This window comes from Bradyrhizobium sp. LB14.3 (genome assembly GCF_040547985.1).
In the GTDB taxonomy this organism is placed as follows: domain Bacteria; phylum Pseudomonadota; class Alphaproteobacteria; order Rhizobiales; family Xanthobacteraceae; genus Bradyrhizobium.
On sequence record NZ_JBEPQT010000037.1, the window covers coordinates 1 to 17369 of the forward strand.

At 64.1% G+C, this 17369-nt stretch carries 17 protein-coding genes; 9 read left to right on the top strand and 8 right to left on the bottom strand.

The window, feature by feature from the left end; all coding sequences use genetic code 11:
* Positions 1 to 370: integrase core domain-containing protein (locus tag ABIB00_RS35070; protein WP_354107509.1), on the top strand; the 370-nt coding region annotated here is incomplete at its 5' end.
* Positions 371 to 571: 201 nt separating this feature from the next.
* On the opposite strand, the gene ABIB00_RS35075 is transcribed toward ABIB00_RS35070, so the two are convergent.
* From ABIB00_RS35075 to ABIB00_RS35105, 7 genes are all read right to left on the bottom strand, one after another.
* Positions 572 to 1630: a YeiH family protein gene (locus tag ABIB00_RS35075; protein WP_247444960.1), complete on the bottom strand. Its 1059-nt coding sequence runs from the start codon at positions 1628 to 1630 to the stop codon at positions 572 to 574.
* Positions 1631 to 1760: 130 nt separating this feature from the next.
* Complete coding sequence (locus ABIB00_RS35080) at positions 1761 to 1940, bottom strand: hypothetical protein (protein ID WP_354107510.1); 180 nt, start codon at positions 1938 to 1940, stop codon at positions 1761 to 1763.
* A 202-nt stretch (positions 1941 to 2142) separates the two neighbouring features.
* Complete coding sequence (locus tag ABIB00_RS35085) at positions 2143 to 2856, bottom strand: ABC transporter ATP-binding protein (protein ID WP_247350065.1); 714 nt, start codon at positions 2854 to 2856, stop codon at positions 2143 to 2145.
* Positions 2853 to 3608: an ABC transporter ATP-binding protein gene (locus tag ABIB00_RS35090; protein WP_247350063.1), complete on the bottom strand. Its 756-nt coding sequence runs from the start codon at positions 3606 to 3608 to the stop codon at positions 2853 to 2855. Before ABIB00_RS35090 ends, ABIB00_RS35085 begins: the two co-directional genes overlap by 4 nt.
* A gap of 2 nt (positions 3609 to 3610) precedes the next feature.
* Positions 3611 to 4630, bottom strand: coding sequence for a branched-chain amino acid ABC transporter permease (locus ABIB00_RS35095; RefSeq protein WP_354107511.1), 1020 nt, complete (start codon positions 4628 to 4630; stop codon positions 3611 to 3613).
* Positions 4627 to 5529 carry a branched-chain amino acid ABC transporter permease gene (locus ABIB00_RS35100; RefSeq protein ID WP_354107512.1) on the bottom strand — a complete coding sequence of 301 codons (903 nt, stop codon included), beginning with the start codon at positions 5527 to 5529 and terminating at the stop codon, positions 4627 to 4629. Before ABIB00_RS35100 ends, ABIB00_RS35095 begins: the two co-directional genes overlap by 4 nt.
* Before the next feature lie 90 nt (positions 5530 to 5619).
* On the bottom strand, positions 5620 to 6879 hold the full coding sequence (locus ABIB00_RS35105) for an ABC transporter substrate-binding protein (RefSeq protein WP_354107513.1): 1260 nt from the start codon (positions 6877 to 6879) through the stop codon (positions 5620 to 5622).
* Between the two features lie 171 nt (positions 6880 to 7050).
* On the opposite strand from ABIB00_RS35105, the gene ABIB00_RS35110 reads away from it, so the two are divergent.
* The 4 genes from ABIB00_RS35110 to ABIB00_RS35125 are packed head-to-tail and all read left to right on the top strand — an operon-like array spanning position 7051 to position 11755.
* The gene (locus ABIB00_RS35110; RefSeq protein WP_354107514.1) at positions 7051 to 8544 is read left to right on the top strand and encodes an AMP-binding protein; all 1494 of its coding nucleotides are present in this window, start codon (positions 7051 to 7053) and stop codon (positions 8542 to 8544) included.
* Positions 8541 to 9188 carry a TetR/AcrR family transcriptional regulator gene (locus ABIB00_RS35115; protein ID WP_354107515.1) on the top strand — a complete coding sequence of 216 codons (648 nt, stop codon included), beginning with the start codon at positions 8541 to 8543 and terminating at the stop codon, positions 9186 to 9188. Before ABIB00_RS35110 ends, ABIB00_RS35115 begins: the two co-directional genes overlap by 4 nt.
* On the top strand, positions 9185 to 11098 hold the full coding sequence (locus ABIB00_RS35120; RefSeq protein ID WP_354107516.1) for a flavin-containing monooxygenase: 1914 nt from the start codon (positions 9185 to 9187) through the stop codon (positions 11096 to 11098). Before ABIB00_RS35115 ends, ABIB00_RS35120 begins: the two co-directional genes overlap by 4 nt.
* 21 nt (positions 11099 to 11119) lie before the next feature.
* Positions 11120 to 11755 carry a 2-hydroxychromene-2-carboxylate isomerase gene (locus ABIB00_RS35125; protein WP_354107517.1) on the top strand — a complete coding sequence of 212 codons (636 nt, stop codon included), beginning with the start codon at positions 11120 to 11122 and terminating at the stop codon, positions 11753 to 11755.
* Positions 11756 to 11764: 9 nt separating this feature from the next.
* On the opposite strand, the gene ald is transcribed toward ABIB00_RS35125, so the two are convergent.
* Positions 11765 to 12880 (bottom strand): alanine dehydrogenase, encoded by a 1116-nt coding sequence (gene ald / locus ABIB00_RS35130; protein WP_247350048.1) that lies wholly within the window; start codon positions 12878 to 12880, stop codon positions 11765 to 11767.
* Between the two features lie 133 nt (positions 12881 to 13013).
* Here ald and ABIB00_RS35135 point away from each other — a divergent pair, with 133 nt between their 5' ends.
* The 4 genes from ABIB00_RS35135 to ABIB00_RS35150 all read left to right on the top strand — a co-directional run bounded on the left by ABIB00_RS35135 (position 13014) and on the right by ABIB00_RS35150 (position 17345).
* Positions 13014 to 13493, top strand: a complete 480-nt coding sequence (locus ABIB00_RS35135) for an Lrp/AsnC family transcriptional regulator (protein WP_247350047.1) — start codon at positions 13014 to 13016, stop codon at positions 13491 to 13493.
* A gap of 138 nt (positions 13494 to 13631) precedes the next feature.
* The gene (locus tag ABIB00_RS35140; RefSeq protein ID WP_247350046.1) at positions 13632 to 14123 is read left to right on the top strand and encodes a (2Fe-2S)-binding protein; all 492 of its coding nucleotides are present in this window, start codon (positions 13632 to 13634) and stop codon (positions 14121 to 14123) included.
* Entirely contained in the window at positions 14120 to 15136 is a 1017-nt protein-coding gene (locus ABIB00_RS35145) for an FAD binding domain-containing protein (RefSeq protein WP_247350044.1), read from the top strand. The genes ABIB00_RS35140 and ABIB00_RS35145 overlap by 4 nt, the downstream gene beginning before the upstream one ends.
* Before the next feature lie 7 nt (positions 15137 to 15143).
* Positions 15144 to 17345, top strand: a complete 2202-nt coding sequence (locus ABIB00_RS35150; RefSeq protein WP_247350042.1) for a xanthine dehydrogenase family protein molybdopterin-binding subunit — start codon at positions 15144 to 15146, stop codon at positions 17343 to 17345.
* The last annotated feature ends 24 nt before the right edge of the window (positions 17346 to 17369 follow it).

Below are 17369 nucleotides of genomic sequence, written 5' to 3' on the forward strand. Positions count from 1 at the left end.
CGCGCAAGCTCGTCGCTTCGCGGCATTTGTGCGCGACTACAACGAAGAACGGCCGCACGAATCGCTTGGCCAGCACCCACCTGCCAGCGTCTATCGGACTTCGCCTCGTGCGATGCCAAGGCGGCTTCCCGAGCCGGATTATCCAGCCGAAGCCGCGGTACGCCAGGTCCGCTCCAACGGCGAGATCAAATGGCACGGCGAACTCATCCACATCTGCAGTGCCCTCGACGGTGAAAAAGTCGCCGTCGAGGAAACCGAGGACGGATGCTGGCAAGTGCGCTTCTTCGACGTGCCCATCGGCATCATCGACCAGAAAACACGAAAGCTGCGGCGCTGCGCTAGCGCAGCGCCGCAGCCGACCAAATCATGAACCAGTGTCACCCATCCACCCGGGCTGTTCTGTTACCCATCCATCCGCTGGACAGCGAAGCGCCGGATGAGGGGTTCTATCGGCGCGTTCGAAACGAGAGAGAGGCGTTTGCAGATACAGATCCCTCTCCGCCTTGCCTTCGGCAAGGCACCTTCTCCCGCAAGGCGAGAAGGAAGCGGAATTCGCGATCGCGGCTCAATCTCACTTGAACCAGTGCACCAGCGCGATGCTGATGCCGAGCAGCAGCATCAGCGACAGCGTCACGGCCGCCGTCACCCGTCCCCCGACATTGGCAAGCACCTTCACATCGACGCCGAGGCCAAGCGCGGCCATCGACACCACCGTGAGAAAACCCGTGATCCGCGTGATCGGGGCAACCACCGTGGACGGCACGATCTCGAGCGAGCGCAGGGTCGCGAGCACGAGGAAGCCGAGGATGAACCACGGGACCAGGCGGAAGAAGCCGACATTGGTCTTCTTGGCGTCGCTCTGCCAGCGCGAGGCCGTCAGCGAGAGGCCGACGACGACCGGTCCGAGCATCAGGACGCGCATCAGTTTCACGAGCGTGCCGATCTGCGTCGAGACAAGTCCCGCCGGCACCGTCGCGGCCAGCACCTGCGGCACGGCATAGACGGTCAGGCCTGCGAGGATGCCGTATTGCGTGGCCGACAGCTGCAGCAGCGGAATCAGCAGTGGCAGGCCGAGCACCATCATCACGCCGAGGATCGCGGTGAAGGAGATCGAGGATGCGATCTCATCATTGTTGGCGCCGATGATCGGCGCCACAGCAGCAATCGCCGAATTGCCGCAAATCGAGTTGCCGCAGGCGATCAGGATCGAGAGCCGCGTCGAGAGACCGAGCAGGCGGCTGATGCCGAAGGAGACGCTGAGCGCGACCACGACGACCGCTGCGATCGATGCCAACAGCGCGACGCCGGACGCTGCGATGGCTGCAAAGCTGATCGAGGCCCCCAGCAGCATCACAGCGACTTCGAGCAGCTGCTTGGCGCTGAATGCGATGCCCGCCTGCCAGCGCGGCGCGGGCTTCCAGAAACTGCGCAGCGCCATCCCAAGCAGAATCGCCATCACCAGCGCCTCGACATAGGGATGCTCGAACACACCCAGCTCGGCTCGCTCCAGCAGCGCCGAGACACCGGCCACGACGATGCAGAGAAGGATACCCGGAAGCAGCGCGACGATACGGCCAATGGCCGTAGACGGCTTGGCGTCGGCTGGGCTGGATGCTTGATTCTGCGACACAAATCTCTCCCCGAGGAGAAGGATTTATACGCAGCGCCGCTTCGTTGGGGAATAAGTTTTCGACATATCAGGGCCGAGGGAAAGTTCTGTCCTCAGCCTGAAATAGACGGCTCAGAAGATCAGGCCAGCCTTAGAAGAACAGGTTCTTGGCCAGCGAGGCAACACGGCTGAAGCCGTCATAGACGCCGGGCTCGAAGAAGGCCGCACGCGCGAGCACGATGCCGGCGACCAGCGACCAGAACAGGCCGGTGCCGACCCGCAGCAGCAGCTTTGACCCGCGCGAGCGCGGCTGGGTGTCCGTTGCGGACACCAACTGCTCGCCGAAAGGCTCAAATCCAGTGCGTTCCATAGCCGTCGATCCATCGATTTCTGAAGGAAATGTCGTCGTTTCGGCCCGAAACAGCAATGGAAGGGATTGGCTTTTTCGTGCCTCGGAGGGGAAACTCCTTCCGCCGGAGCGACGCGGGGCAATGGTTTTCTTCTTCCGGCCTATCTGGGCACCGGCGCACCGGCTACAACGCCAGATAGCGGCGGCGGATCGACTCGTTGGCCTTCAGTTCGTCGATCCCGGCGGCATAGACGATCTGGCCCTTGTCGATGACGGTGGCATGGCTCGCCAGCCCCAGGCAGAAATGCATGTTCTGCTCGGCGATCAGCACGGTCGAACCGATCTTACGGAGTTGCCGCAACAACTCGCCGATCCGCTGCACGATGATCGGCGCGAGACCCTCGCTCGGCTCGTCGAGCAGCAACAGCGCTGGATTCCCCATCAGCGTGCGCGCGATGGCGAGCATCTGCTGCTCGCCGCCTGACAGGCGTCCGGCGATACGGTGGCGCAACGGCTCCAGCAGCGGGAACACGTCGTAGATGCGCTTGATCGGCCATTCGTCCTGGCCCTCCGGTCCGCGCTTCCTGCCGATGACGAGATTGTCCTCGACCGTGTGCTCCGGGAAAATCTGGCGGTCCTCCGGCACGAAACCAAGGCCGGCGCGCGCGATATGGTGCGGCTTGCGGCCGGAGATCACCGCGCCGCGCAGGCTAATTTGGCCCCGTCGCGGCGGCGCCAAACCCATGATCGCCTTCATGGTCGTGGATTTGCCCGCGCCGTTGCGCCCGAGCAGCGCCATGGTCTCGCCCTGCCGCACCGACAGTCCGACGCCGAACAGGATCTGGCTGGTGCCGTAGTAGACGTCGAGATCGGCGACTTCGATGACGGCAGCACTCATGCGGCGGCTCCCGCATGCTCGGTACCGAGATAGGCCTCGATCACCGCGCTGTTGTTGCGGATCTCGTCGGGCGTGCCGGTCGCGAGGATGCGGCCGTAGCAGAGCACTACGATCTTCGGTGCAATCTTGAATACGATGTCCATGTCGTGCTCGATGAAGACGACGGTGATCTTTTGCGTTTCCCAGAGCTCGCGCACCTTGTCGATCATGCGCCAGCGCTCCTCCGGGCCCATGCCGGCGGTCGGCTCGTCCAGCAGCAGCACCTTCGGTTCGAGCACCAGGGCGAGTGCGATGTCGAGCAGCTTCTGGTCGCCATGCGACAGCGTCGCCGCCGTGCGATTGCGTTTGCCGGCGAGGCCCAGCAGCTCCATCACATGCTCGGCACGGTCGCGGGTCTCGGGCAACGGAAAACGCTTGTGCAGCACCGCTGACGATCGCTGGTCGGCGCTGACGGCGGCGAGCATGGTTTCCTGCACGGTCAGCGATTTGAAGATGTTTGCGACCTGAAACGCGCGGCCGATGCCGTGGCGGACGATCGCCGGCGGCGAGCGGCCGGCGAGATCGACGCCGTCGAGGAGCACCTGGCCGGAATCCGGCCTCAGCGCGCCGGTGATCAAATTGAAGAAGGTGCTCTTGCCCGCACCGTTCGGCCCGATCACGGCTGTGAGCGAGCCGTCGGGGAAGTCGAGCGAGACGTCGTTGGTCGCCTTCACGCCGCCAAAGGACTTTGCGAGATTGCGGATCTCGAGCATGGCTAGCGCCCTTCGCCCGTATTGCGCCGGTGCGAAAACCATTCGGCGACGAAATCGAGCAAGCCTTTGCGCAAGCCCAGCGCGAAGAACAGGATGACCACACCGAGCACAATGCCGTGGTACTCGGTGAAGCGCGTCACGGTGTCGTTGAGCAGCAGCAATAGCACGGTGCCGACCATCGGTCCGAGGAAGGTCGAGACGCCGCCGAGCATGTTGATGAAGATGCCCTCGCCGGAGATCGTCCAATAGGCGAATTCGGGATAGGCGCCGGAGACGAACAGCGCCATCACCATGCCGCCCATCGCCGCGAACAGCGCCGCGAGCACGAACACGGTGAGTTTTGCGCGCCAGACGTCGATGCCGAGGAAGCTCGCGCGCGCAGCGTTGTCGCGGATCATGCGCAGCGTGTAGCCGAACGGCGATTGCGCGATCTGGCGCATTGCCAGCAGGCCAAGGATGAGAAGCGCACAGCTCGCGACGTAGAGATGGACGTGATTGGCGAGATTGATGCCGAGGAATGCGGGCCGCGGAATGCCACCTCGCAGGCCCTGGTCGCCGCCGGTGAAGGAGGCCCATGACAAAATGGTGGAATGGATCAGCATCTGGAAGGCGAGCGTGACGAAGGCGAAATAGATATCCTTCAGCCGCACGCAGATCGCACCGATGACGGCGGCGATCACCGCGGTGATCGCGAGCGTCGCGACGAAGGCGACCGGAATGGGCATGCCGAGCTTCTGCATGATGAGGCCGAAACTGTAGGCCCCTAAGCCGAAGAACATGCCGTGGCCGAATGAGGTCAGGCCGGTATAGCCGACCAGCAGGTTGAGCGAGGTCGCGAACAGGCCGTAGGCGGAGCAGCGAATGACGAAGTCGAGCAGCGCCTTGCTGCCAGTGAACAGCGGCAGGCTCGCCAGCACCGCGAAGGCGATCAGCGCGATCAGGACATCGCGATAGCGTTGCAGCACCGCGCCGTTGCGCGCCGGCACTAGCGTCCGCGCGCGCCCGGCCTCCAGCTCGGTCATGCCGCCTCCTTGCCGAACAGGCCAGTGGGCTTGGAAACCAGCACGATCACCATGAACAGATACATCAGGCCTTCCGTGAACAGGGGAAAGCCGAGCGAACCGAACGAGCGGATCAGGCCGAGCAGCAGCGCACCGACCAGCGCGCCCAGAATCGAGCCCATGCCGCCGATCACCGTGACGATGAAGGATTCGATCAGCACCGAGAATCCCATGCCGGGCGTGAGCGATCGCACCGGCGCGGCGAGCGCGCCGGCAAGGCCGGCAAGCCCGCCGCCGAGCGCGAACACGCCGCCATAGATCAGACCGGTATTGATGCCGAGCGCGGAGACCATGCCGGGATTATGCGCGGCGGCACGGATCACCTTGCCGATGCGGCTGCGCGAGAGCCCAATCCCGAGCACGATCGCCGCGACCAGTGCCACGCCGATCAGCAGCAGATAATAAGGCGGCACCACGCCACCTGCGATGAACAGCGGCATCACCTGGAACGCCGCGGGCATGCCCATCGATTTGAATTCCGGACCCCAGATCAACCGCACCACATCGTCGAAGATCAGGACGAAGGCGTAGCAGACCAGCAGCTGCATCAGCACGTCGGCGCCGTAGACGCGGCTCATGAAGACTCGCTCGAAGATCAAGCCAAGGACCGCGGTGCCGGCTGCACCGGCAATCATCGCCAGCGCGAAGCTGCCGGTGAACTGATAGGCGGTCATCGCGAAATAGGCGCCGAACATGTAGAAGGCGCCGTGGCTGAAATTGACGATCTTGAGCACGCCAAAAATCAGTGTCAGCCCAACCGCGACCAGGAACAGCAGCATGCCGATGATGAGGCCGCTGGTGGTTTGCGTCACCAGGCAGGCGGAGCTGGAGAGGCAGCCGGCGAGCGCGTCGAGATCCACGGGAGCACTTTCATTGCGGCGCGCCTGATACGGCGCGGAGAACCAAACGAAACAGGCGGAGACGGTCACCCATCTCCGCCGCGTCTCAGGTCAGGTGTAGCCCTTGCTCTTCTTCCACTCGGCTTCGAGCTCGAAGATGGTCTTCCAGTCGCCGGCCTTGACCTCGGGGACATAGGGCTCCTGCGGGATCGTGGTGCCCCAGCCGATGGCGTAGCCGACCAGCGTGTGGTCGTCGCCGCGCATGGTCACGGTGCCGTCGGCGCCGAACGGGCACTTGATGGTGAGACCCTTCAAGACTTCCGCGATCTTCTTGCCGTCGGTCGAGTTGGCCTTCTTCGCGGCTTCGCTAAGGAACATCACCGCGGTCGCGTTCTGCCAGGACCAGTTGGTCGGATATTCGTTGTACTTGGCCTTGTAGGCATCGCCCCAGGCGGCGTTTTCCGGCGTGCTCGGGAACGACTTGATGTAGCGGTTGCCGGAGTGGATGCCCTTCGGCAGGTTCTTCACCACGGTGAGCGCGGTGTAGTCGGCCATGTTGACCGCGAACACCTCCATCTGGCCGAACATCGCGTAGATATTGGCCTGGTCGATATAGGAGGTGAGATCGCCGCCCCATAGACAAGAGTACAGCGCCTGCGGCTTGGCCTGCAAAATCTTGGTCACCACTTCGGTGTAGTCGGGCTGGAACAGCTTTGGCCAGGACTCGCTGATGATTTCGACGTCGGGCGCGAAGCGCTTCAGGTACAGAGTGAACTCGCCGGTGGTGTCGCGGCCATAGGCATAGTCGGGCGAGCAGGTCGCCCATTTCTTCAGGCCCTTGGCCTTGGAAATCGACGCGGCGTAGCTGCCCCCGACGATGGAATCGTGGATACCCTGGCGCACGCAGCGGAACGCGTTCGGGATGTGCTGCTTCGGATCGGCCGTCAGCGACGACGCTTCCGAGCAGGTGTGGACGCAGAGCACACCGAGATCGCGCGCCACTTCGTGAACCGCGAACGATCCGGACGAGGCCTCGCCGTCGATCAGCCACTCGCAGCCGTCGGTGTTGACGAGTTCGCGCGCGACGCGTGCAGCTTCCTGCGGCTGGCCCTTGGAGTCGCGGATCACCATCTCGATCTGCCGGCCGGCGAGCCCGCCGGCTGCGTTCACCTTGTCGACCTCGAGCATCACCGCGTTGCGCGACGACGTGCCGAGCTGCGCGACCCGGCCCGACAGGATCGTCGGCATGCCGATCTTGATGGTCTTGGCTTGCGCACGCGCCACCCACGGCGCGGCAACACTGATCGCACCGGCGCCCATCAGCGCCAATGTTGAACGGCGGCTGATGCCCGGCGTGCGGGTTCTCGTCATCTTTTCCCTCCCTCTGTCGGGTCGGCGTGTCCTGATCCCTGCCGGAGATCGTCTCGTCTCCGTGTGTCGAAGGATTTCAGAGGGAGGGGGTGACGTCAAGCCAAAGATGAATTATGAGTCAGAATTCATCAAAGAGGAAACGGCGCCGGAAATCGGCCCAAAATCCGCGCAATGATCAACCTGTCGAGCTTCATCGCCTTTCATGCCCGGCGCACGCCGGACCGGCCTGCGCTGAAATATCGCGGCGAGGAGATTTCCTACGCGATCTTCGACGCGCGCGTCCGGAAGGCCGCTGGCTGGCTCGCCGCACAAGGCATCGGCGCCGGCGATATCGTGGCCGTGCTGATGAAGAACAGCGCGGCATTCCTGGAATTGGTCTTCGCCACCAGCCATCTCGGCGCAGTGTTTTTGCCGATCAACTTCCGCCTCTCGCGCGACGAGGTCGGCTACATCGCCGGCAATGCAGGCGCGCGGCTGCTGATTGCCGACGAAGAGCTGGCTGCGAACGCAGCTGGTGCAACCGTCGTCGTACTCGACGAGGCCGCGCAGCAGAGCGTGATGCGCCTCGCGAGCGAAGCGCCGCCCGCCCCGATGCACGTCCGCCAGCCGTCAGATCTGATGCGGCTGATGTACACCTCGGGCACCACCGACCGTCCCAAGGGCGTGATGATCAGTTACGACAATTTCTACTGGAAGTCCGCCGACCAGACGATCGCGCTGTCCTTGAGCGCGGAGACGCGACTTCTGATCGTCGGCCCGCTCTATCACGTCGGCGCGCTCGATTTGCCCGGCATCGCCGTGCTCTGGCATGGCGGCTTCATCATGATTGAACGCAACTTCGAGCCGGAAAGCGCGCTTGCCGCGATCGCGGAGGACAAGCTCAACGCCGCCTGGTTCGCGCCTGTGATGACCACTGCGATGCTCACCTGCCCCACGCGTGAGCGCTACGATGTGTCGAGCCTGAAATGGGCGATCGGCGGCGGCGAGAAGACGCCGGAGCTGCGCATCCGCGCTTTCGCGGAGTTCTTCCGCCATGCGCGCTACATCGATGCCTATGGCCTGACCGAAACCGTGGGCGGCGATACCTTCATGGAAGCCGGCCGCGAGATCGAAAAAATCGGCTCCACCGGGCGCGCCATTGCTCATGTCGAGATCGAGGTCCGCGATGAGGATGGCAGGACGCTGCCGCCGAACGTGAACGGCGAGATCTGCCTGCGCGGGCCAAAAATCACGCGCGGCTATTGGAAGGATCCGGAGAAGACGGCCTCCGCCTTCTTCGGCGACTGGTTCCGCAGCGGCGACGTCGGTTATCTCGACGACGATGGCTTTCTGTATCTGACCGACCGCAAGAAGGACATGATCATCTCCGGCGGCGAGAACATCGCCTCCTCCGAGGTCGAGCGCGTCATCTACGATTTGCCTGAGGTGCGCGAGGTCGCGGTGATCGGCCTGCGCGATGCGCGCTGGGGCGAGCAGCCGGTCGCCATCGTCGTGCTGGCTGACGGCGCGAGCCTCGAACTCCCCGCCCTCACCGAGCACTGCCGCACGCGGCTGGCGAGCTTCAAGGTACCGAAACAGCTCATCATCCGCGGCAGCCTGCCGCGCAACCCGTCCGGAAAGATTCTCAAGCGCGTGCTGCGCGCCGAACTGGAGACCGTGGCATGACGCAAGGCCCCGCCAGCGAGAAAGCCACAAAACTCAACCGCGTCGAGCGCAACGCCTGGACCAAGCAGAAGATCTTCGAGGCCGCCACAAAAGTCGTCGGCAAGCATGGCTATGCCGAGGCCTCCGTGGCCCGCATCACCGAGCAGGCCGGCGTCGCGCAAGGCACCTTCTACAATCATTTCGAGAACCGTCAGGAGCTGCTCGACCAGCTGCTGCCCAAGATCGGCCTCGACATGGTCGAGTTCATCCGCGCCCGCACCGGCACGGCGGATGCGGCACGGCAGGAGATCGAGCGCTTCTCAGCATTCTTCGACTTCATCCGCGAAGTGCCGGAATTTTTGCGCATCCTCAACGAGGCCGAGTTCTTCGCACCTCCCGGTTACCAGAAGCATCTCGACAACATCTCGGTCGCCTATGTCCGCATTTTGCGTCGCGCGCGACGCTCAGGCGCCATCGAGAATTACAGCGACGAGGAGTTCGAGGCCATCGTCCACATGCTGATGGGCTCGCGTGGCTATCTCAGCCGGCGCTACTCCTATTCCGCCGATGGCGTCACCGCCGTACCCGAGCACGTCATCTCTGCCTATCGCAAGCTTATGACACGCGGCCTCTTCATTGCATCCGGAGATCAGGACACGCCATGAACATCGAATCTCCGCACAAGGCGCTCGACCTCACCTCGACGATTGAAGAAGGCGACATCCGCTGCCTGCTGATGGTGCTCGTGCACATGACCGGCGACGAGCGCTGGCTGGAGCCACCCTATCTGCCCAAGCGCGACATCCGCCTCATCCCCGATCCCGAGGCCGGCGTGCCCAGAGAAGTCCAGGGCGAAATCCGCGCCGCGGTCGTCAAGCTCTTTGCCGATGGCCCACCCAAGCCTGTCATCACCGATCCCGGCGATGAACTGCTGCTCAAGATGATGCGCGCCTGTCTCGGCGAGAATGTCTCGCCGGAATATGCACCCCTGATGCGCGAGGAGATGGGTTTTGTGCCGCGCGAGGCGCGATGGACGACCAAGCGCCCTTCAGACGAAAAACTCGCCGAGCAGCATGTGCTGATCGTCGGTGCCGGCGTCTGCGCCATCGCACTCGGCGTCGCGCTCGGCCATCTCGGCATCCCCTACACCATCGTCGAGAAGAACGAGGAGCTCGGCGGCACCTGGTGGATCAATCGCTATCCCGGCTGCGGAGTCGACACGCCGAACCACTCCTATTCCTACTCCTTCGGCTCGGGCAATGCATGGACCCGTTACTTCTGCCAGCGCGAGGAGCTGCACGGATATCTGCTCAAGGTCGCGGACGAATACGGCATCCGCAAGCATCTGCGCGTCAACACCGAGCTGACGTCGTCGCGCTGGGACGAAGGCAAGCGGCGCTGGATCTCGACCCTCAGGACTGAGAATGGCGTCGAAACCTTCGAATCCACTGCGCTGGTGAGCGCGATCGGCCAGCTCAACGATCCCTCGCGCGCCCGTTTCGAGGGCGAGGAAGACTTCAAGGGAACGGTCCTGCATTCGGCGCTGTGGTCCAGCGATACCAACGTCGACGGCAAGCATGTCGCCGTGATCGGCACCGGCGCGACATCGATGCAACTGGTGCCGGCGATTGCCGGCCGCGTTGCCTCGGTCACCGTCTACCAGCGCAGCGCGCAATGGGCACGGCCTGTGAAGGGCTATGCCGATCCGATCAGCGAAGGCGCGCGCTGGCTGCTCGCGCATCTGCCGTTCTATGTGCAATGGTACCGCTTCAACATGTTCTGGCGTTACGGCGACGGTCTGCTGCCGTTCCTGCGCAAGGACCCGGCCTGGCCGCATCCTGAGCGCGCCGTCAACAAGGGCAACGACCGGCACCGCCAGGAGCTGACCGACTTCATCCTCACCGAGCTGAAGGGCCGCCCCGATCTGATCGAGAAGTGCGTGCCGACCTATCCGCCCTATGGCAAGCGCATCCTGCTCGACAACAACTGGTTCAAGACGCTGATGCTGGATAATGTCCAGCTCGTCACCGACGCGATCGATCATTTCGACCAGGGCGGCATCGTCACCGCGGACGGCAAGCATCGCCCCGCCGACGTCATCGTGGTCGCGACCGGCTTCAAGGTCACGGAAATGGCCGCGCGCCTCAACATCAGCGGCCGCAACGGCAAGGATTTGCGCGAGGCCTGGGGCAACGACAATCCGACCGCGTTTCTCGGCCTCACGGTGCCCGATTTCCCAAACTTCTTCTGCATGCTGGGCCCGAATTCCGGTCCCGCGCATGGCGGCAGCGTCATCTTCCAGTCGGAATGTCAGAGCCGCTACATCTCCGCCTGCCTCGCCGACATGATCGAGCACGACGTCGCAGCGATCGACGTCCGCAAGGACGTGCTGGACGACTACGTCCGGAAGGTCGATGCCGAGCACGAGACGATGATCTGGACTCATCCCGGCATGAGCACCTACTATCGCAATTCGAGCGGCCGCGTGTTTTCCGCAATGCCCTGGCGCTTCGTCGACTACTGGCGCATGACGCATGATCCTGATCTGCGGCAGTACAGACTGACGAAGGCGTGAGCTTAAGGGAGGGAGTTGGCCATGCCGAAGCCACGCGTGCGCGTCTACACCGATTACAAGAGCCCCTACGCGTTCGTGGCCAACAAGCGTCTGTTCGAGCTTGAGGAGACGCACGGCGTCGAGCTCGAATGGCGGCCCTACACGCTGCGCGTCGCCGAATTCATGGGAACGGTCGAAGAGCGCACGCCGCATTTCTGGCGCAAGGTGCGCTACGCCTATATGGACGCGCGGCGCTATGCCAATGCGCAAGGGCTTGTCATGAAAGGGCCCCGACGGATTTACGACGCTTTCCATTCTAGCGTCGGCATGCTGTTCGCACAGGCGCACGGCTTCTTCCGTCCGTATCACGACACGGTGTTTCGCCGTTTCTGGAGCCATGAACTCGAAATGGACGACCTCGCCGCAATCACTGACGTCATCAGATCGTGCGGCGGCTCGGCGAGCGAATTCGAAGCCTACGCCCACGGCTCCGCGCGCGCCGAGCATGACCGCATCATCGACGAGGCCGAGGCGCTCGGCGTGTTTGGCGTTCCAACCATGGCGTTCAACGGCGAGCTGTTTTGGGGCGGCGACCGCATCGACATGCTGATCGAACGCATCGAGAAGCCCGAGACGATCGAAGCCGCGCTCGGCAGCCGCCATCGCAAGCCGGTATGAGCAGCAACGCTACGCCGCCAGTCCGCTCTCCACCGGAGCAAACTCCAGCCCGAGGCTTTCCGCCACGGCCTTGTTGGTGATGCGGCCGCGATGCACATTCAGTCCGTTGCGCAGATGTGGATTTTCCAGCACGGCGGCAAAGCCCTTGTTCGCGAGCATCAAGCCGAACGGTAGCGTCGCGTTGTTCAGCGCGTGGCTTGACGTCACCGGCACCGCGCCGGGCATGTTGGCGACGCAATAATGCACGATGCCGTCGACCACATAAGTTGGTTCTGCATGTGTCGTCGGGTGCGAGGTCTCGAAGCAGCCACCCTGATCGATCGCGACGTCGACCAGCACGGCGCCCGGCCGCATCGATGTCAGCATCGCACGCGTGACGAGCTTTGGTGCGCTGGCGCCCGGCAGCAGCACCGCGCCGATCACGACGTCCGCGGCGAACACCTCCTCCTCGACCGACTCGATGGTCGAGAACCGGGTGCGCACGCGGCCGGCAAAGAGATCGTCAAGTTCGCGCAACCGTGGAATCGAGCGGTCGATCACCGTGACCTCGGCACCGAGCCCTGCGGCCATGCGCGCAGCCTGCGTTCCCACCACCCCGCCGCCGAGCACGACGACCCTTGCCGGCTGCACGCCGGGAACACCGCCCAGCAGCAGCCCGCGGCCGCCGGCCGAGCTTTTGAGCGCGGCGCCGGCAGCCTCTATGGCAAGGCGGCCGGCGACTTCGCTCATCGGCGCAAGCAGGGGGAGGTGACCGGCCGCGTCGGTGACGGTTTCATAGGCGATCGCAGTACAGCCGGAGGCGAGCAAACCTTTGGCTTGTTCGGGATCCGGCGCGAGATGGAGGTAAGCAAACAGGATCTGGCTTTCGCGAAGCTGGGCCCATTCGCTCTTCTGCGGCTCCTTCACCTTCACGATCATGTCGGACTTCGCGAAGATGTCGCGAGCGCTCTCGGCAATGATGGCCCCTGCCCGCCGATAAACCTCGTCAGGCGCGCCGATGCCGCCGCCCGCGCCGGTCTCGACCGTCACCTGGTGCCCGGCGGCGATATATTCGCGGACCACGCCCGGGGTGAGCCCGACGCGATATTCCTGCACCTTGATCTCCTTGGGCACACCGACACGCATCCTGGGCTCCTTTTGATTCACCTCCTGATCGTAGCGACGGGGCCGGTTTGGTTTCGTGCAAATATCCGCTAGCTTTGGCTTCCCCGCGCCGGTTTCCGGCGCGCAAACGCCCTTTCACGCTGGAAACGAAACCTTGGCCCTCGACCGGAAAGATCTCGCCATCCTCGCGGAACTCACCACCAATGCGCGGGCCAGCCACACCGAGCTCGCCAACAAGGTCGGCATGTCCAGCACCGCGCTGGCACGGCGGCAGAAGGCGCTGGAGGACGACGGCTACATCCAGGCCTATCAGGCCGCGCTCGACCTCGCCCAATTCGGCCTCACCACCACGGTGCTGGTTCGTATCGCGCTGGAAAGCCAGAGCGACGAGGCGTTGAAGGCGTTCGAGGCGGAGGTGGTGAAATGCCCCTCCGTGGTGCGCTGCTTCCTGATGTCGGGGACCGACGACTACATCCTGATCGTGCTCGCCCGCGACATCCAGGATTTCGAACGTATCCACCGCACCGAGTTGTCGCGCCTGCCGCGCGTAGCACGGGTACAATCGAGCTTCGCACTGCGCGAGGTCGTCAACCGCGCGGTGCCGAATGTGGTGTTCGGGGAAGCAAAGCGCTGACTGCGGCCTCTCGGAAAGGCGAACTGCCGCCAAGGAACCAACCGGCCGGTGGTCCGTTGGGCGCTATTGGCCGGCGGAGGCGTCCCCCGCGTCAACACGACTGACGTCCGGCATCGTCGCCGTCGCAGGGAGCAGGACATGGGCGATCTCACGCATCAGATTCCCGAACGCATTCCGATCCATCTTGTCGTCAACGGCGTCAGTCACACGCTTGATCTCGTGCCCTGGACCACGTTGCTCGACGCCTTGCGGGACCATCTTGCGTTGAGCGGCACCAAGAAGGGGTGCGACCATGGTCAGTGCGGCGCCTGCACGGTGCTGGTGGACGGCCGGCGCGTCAATTCCTGCCTCACGCTCGCCGTCATGAATGACGGCGCGGAGATCACGACCGTCGAAGGTCTTGCCAAGGACGGTACGCTGCATCCCCTGCAACAGGCTTTCATCGACCATGACGCCTTCCAGTGCGGCTATTGCACGCCGGGACAGATCTGTTCGGCGGCCGGACTGCTCGTCGAAGGCCGTGCCCGGGATGCCGACGAGATCCGGGAGCTGATGAGCGGGAATCTCTGCCGCTGCGGCGCCTATCCGAACATCCTCGCCGCCATCCAACAGGCAATGGGCCAGCCATGAACAACTTCCAGTATGCCCGAGCCACGGACGTTGCCGACGCGATCCGCCTGCTCGCCGCCGATCCCGGCGCCAAACTGATTGCCGGCGGCACCAATCTGATCGACCTGATGAAAGAGAATGTCGAGCGCCCCTCCCGGCTGATTGACATTTCCCGCCTGCCGCTCCGCAAGGTCGAGGAGACGGCGGACGGGTCCTTGCGCATTGGCGCCCTGGTGCCGAACTCGGACCTCGCCTACCACCCGTTGATCGAGCAGCGCTATCCTCTGCTCGCCAGCGCCATCCTGGCCGGTGCCTCGGCGCAACTGCGCAACATGGCGTCGGTCGGAGGCAATCTGATGCAGCGAACGCGCTGCGTCTATTTCTATGACACGGCCACGCCCTGCAACAAGCGACGTCCCAGCAGCGGCTGCTCGGCAATGGACGGCCTCAATCGCAACCATGCGATCCTCGGTACGAGCGCCGCCTGCATCGCGACCAACCCGTCCGACATGAGCGTGGCGCTGGCTGCACTTGGGGCGCTGGTGCACATCGCAGGCCGCTCCGGCGAGCGCACCATCGCGCTGACCGATTTCCACCGGCTTCCCGGCGACACGCCTCATGTCGACACCAATCTCGGTACCAGCGAGATCATCACGGGAATCGAGCTCCCGGCCCGCGGCTTCGCTCAAAACTACAGCTATCTGAAAATTCGCGACCGGATGTCCTATGCTTTTGCTCTGGTCTCGGTCGCTGCCGCGCTCGAACTGGAAGGCAACGCGATCAGCGGGGCACGGATGGCGCTCGGCGGCGTGGCTCACAAGCCCTGGCGCAGCCTCGAAGCCGAAGCGGCGTTGCGCGGCCAGGCCGCGACGCCCGATCATTTCTCGCGCGCCGCGGATCTCTTGCTCCAGGGAGCTACGACCCGCTCACATAACGGCTTCAAGGTCGAGCTCGCACGCCGCGCCATCGTGCGGACGCTGACACAGGCGGCGAATGCCACGCCGCAATCCCAGGCCCACAAAAAGATCGCGTGAGGGACCGATGAACGCCTATATCGGAACGCCAACGTCGCGTGTCGACGGCCGGGCCAAAGTCACCGGCGCCGCCAAATACGCCGGCGAATTCCCGGCCGACGGACTCCTCCATGGCTTCGTCGTCGAGGCCACCATTCCATGCGGGCGCATTGCCCGCCTCGACACCAGTGCGGCGCTGCAGGTCAAGGGCGTGCTCGACGTGCTTACGCATGCGAACCGTCCGCCGCTCGCCGACAAGGACGAGGCGTGGAGGGACGAGGTTGCACCGGAGGGTTCGCCTTTCCGTCCACTCTACGACGACACGGTCAAGTTCAACGGCCAGCCGATTGCGTTGGTCGTGGCGGAGGACTGGGAAACCGCGAAATTCGCGGCCACACTGGTGCGGGTCGAGTATGAGCAGCGCGGCTTTGCGACCGACCTCGAGGGCGAGCGCGGCAAGGCTGCCGAGATGGACAAGCCGCATAAGCCGCGCGGCGACGCCGCAGCAACTCTTGCCCAAGCCCGCGTGCGCCACGAGGCGGAGTACGTGATTCCAACAGAGCATCACAACCCGATGGAGCTCTATGCGACCACGGCAATCTGGGACAGCAATGGCAAGCTCACGATCTACGACAAGACGCAGGGCGTTCAAAACGTCCACAAATTTCTCTGCGGCGTGTTCGACAAGAAGCCGGATGACATTCGCGTGGCCTCGCCTTATGTCGGCGGCGCCTTCGGCTCCGGCTTGCGGCCGCAATACCAGGTGGTGCTGGCAACGCTTGGCGCGCTCGCACTGAAGCGGTCTGTTCGCGTCGTGCTGACGCGGCAGCAGATGTACGGGCTCGGCTACCGGCCGATGACGATCGAGCGCGTCGGCCTCGGCGCAAAATCCGACGGTACGCTCGATGCGGTCACGCACGAGGCGATTGCCGTCACCTCCCGCTACGAGGATTTCGCACGCAATGACACCGGCTGGGCAGAACAGCTCTACAGCAGCCCGAACAGCCGTTTCTCCCACAAGCTCGTCCACCTCGACGTCTCGACCCCCTGCGACATGCGCGCACCGGGCGCGGCGTCGGGCGTCTGCGCCCTCGAATGCGCCATGGACGAGCTCTCCGTCGCGCTCAAGCTCGACCCGATCGAACTGCGGCTGAAGTGCTATTCGGATCGCGACCAGAGCGAAAACCTCCCCTACACGAGCAAGCAGTTGCGCGAATGCTATGCGCGCGGCGCGGACGCCTTCGGCTGGAGCAGACGCAATCCTGCGCCGCGCTCGATGCGCGATGGCAAAGAGCTGGTCGGCTGGGGCATGGCGACGGGCGTGTGGGAAGCGTTGCAGATGCCGGTCGCGGTGCGCATCGTGCTGACGTCGAACGGACATGCCGAAGTGTCCTGCGCCGCATCCGACATCGGCACCGGTACCTACACCATCGTGGCGCAGGTCGCGGCCGATGCGCTCGGCCTGCCGATCGAGAACATCAGCGTCCGGCTTGCCGATTCCACTCTGCCGCAGGCGCCGGTCGAGGGCGGCTCCTGGATGGCCGCATCGAGCGCGCATGCGGTGCTCGCAGCCGCTGAAGAGGTGCGCAAGGAGCTGTTGCGCTTGGCCGGGAAAATTCATGGCTCGCCGCTCGCCGGCGCCGAGTTGGCCGATACGGTGCTGACCGACGGCAGCATTGCCAGGGCCAGCGACAACCGCCGTGCGGTCTCGATCGCCGACGCGATGCGCCATGGCGGCGTCGAACGTATCGAGAAGGAAAAGCTCAACCAGTTCGGTGAGGACAAGAAGCACGCACGCAATACCCATTCGGCCGTCTTTGCCGAGGTCAAGGTGGACGAATTGCTTGGCGTCATCCGCGTCACGCGGGTCGTGAGCGCAATCGCGGCCGGGCGGATTCTCAACACCAAGACCGGCCGCAGCCAGATCATGGGCGGCGTGGTCTGGGGGATCGGGATGGCCCTGCACGAGGAGACGGTGATGGACCACCGCTTCGGCCGGATCATGAACGCGAACATCGCCGAGTACCACATCCCGGTGAATGCGGATGTTCACGACATCGACGTGATCTTCGTCGACGAGCCGGACGCGCACATCAACGCGCTCGGCATCAAGGGACTGGGCGAGATCGGCATCGTCGGCGTCCCCGCCGCGATCGCGAACGCCGTCTATCACGCCACCGGCAAACGCATCCGCCGCTTCCCGATTACATTGGACAAAGTGCTCGACTGAGACGTTGCAGCGGTCGCTCGGAGC